The organism is Halopseudomonas sp. 4NH20-0008, assembly GCF_057548395.1.
In genome coordinates this window covers 1-1230 of sequence record NZ_BAAJMD010000038.1, presented here as the reverse complement: position 1 = coordinate 1230, position 1230 = coordinate 1, and the positions used below count along the sequence as shown (strand labels likewise).

1 protein-coding gene is annotated in these 1230 nt (G+C 54.9%); it reads right to left on the bottom strand.

Features of this window, described 5'->3' with window-relative positions:
* Positions 1-17: 17 nt before the first annotated feature.
* Positions 18-1168 (bottom strand): IS3 family transposase gene (locus AC27HQ_RS16915; protein ID WP_487157366.1). Its coding sequence is split into 2 segments (ribosomal slippage): positions 18-931 and positions 931-1168, totalling 1152 coding nucleotides; the frame shifts between segments, so codons are not numbered across the junction.
* Positions 1169-1230: the final 62 nt, after the last annotated feature.

Below are 1230 nucleotides of genomic sequence, written 5' to 3'. Positions count from 1 at the left end.
GAATCGCCCCCAGTATTCTAGACACTCGCCAGGCTCTGGTAATGGCGCTTTTCGAATTCGACCGGTGACAGGTCACCACTCGTGCCGTGCCGGCGCCTTGGGTTATAAAACATCTCAATGTAATTGAACACGTCTTGTCTAGCAGCCTCGCGTGTTGGATAAATCTGCCGCTTGATTCGCTCCCGTTTAAGTAACTGAAAGAAGCTTTCAGCTACCGCGTTGTCATGGCAGTTTCCCCGGCGGCTCATGCTTCCCACCAAGTGATTCGCTTTCAAGAAGCTCTGCCAGTCCCCGCTACTAAACTGACTGCCTTGGTCCGAATGAACCATCACACATCCTTGCGGCTTGCGACGCCACACTGCGGCTAACAGCGCGTCTAGCGCCAAGTCAGATGTCATGCGCGGCTTCATCGACCAGCCGACAACCTGACGCGAGAACAGGTCGATAACCACGGACAGATACAACCAACCTTCGTAGGTACGGATGTAAGTTATATCGGTCACCCATGCAACATTGGGCGCTGCTACATCGAATTGGCGATCCAAGTGATTGGGTGAAACCACAGCCGGCTTGCCACTATAACGACCAGGGCGGCGGCGATAACCCGTCTGTGAGCGCAACCCCTCACAGCGCATGAGCCGGGCTACCCGGTGCTTGCCACACGCCTCACCAGCTTCACGAAGATCCAGATGAATTTTGCGATAGCCATACACACCGCCGCTTTCCAGCCATGAGTGTTTAATCTGGCCTAACAACCGATGATCTTCACGAGCCCGATCAGACAGCTTGTTGCGGCACCAGGCGTAGTAACCGCTAGGGTGCACAGTCATCATTTTGCACAGGCGGCGCACGGGGTACAGGTCCACTTGGCTCTGAATAAACGCGTACCTCAATCGGACTCTCTGGCGAAGTACGCGGTGGCCTTTTTTAATATATCTCGCTCTTCGGATACGCGTTTCAGTTCGGACTTCAATCGACGAATCTCGGCCTGAAGCTCATCGTCCTGCTGCCGCTTCTCCGTGGGCTTGGAGTAGCGCTTGATCCACTGATAAAGACTGTGGCCTGACACGCCCAATCGGGCGGCGACCTCGGCAACGGAATGGCCTCGATCTGCCACCTGCTTGACGGCTTCGATTTTGAATTCTTCGGTGTAGCGTGGGTTGCTCATTGGACCTCCTGGGTGCCTCGATTATAAGGCCTGGAGGTGTCTACGAAACTAGGGGCGATTCA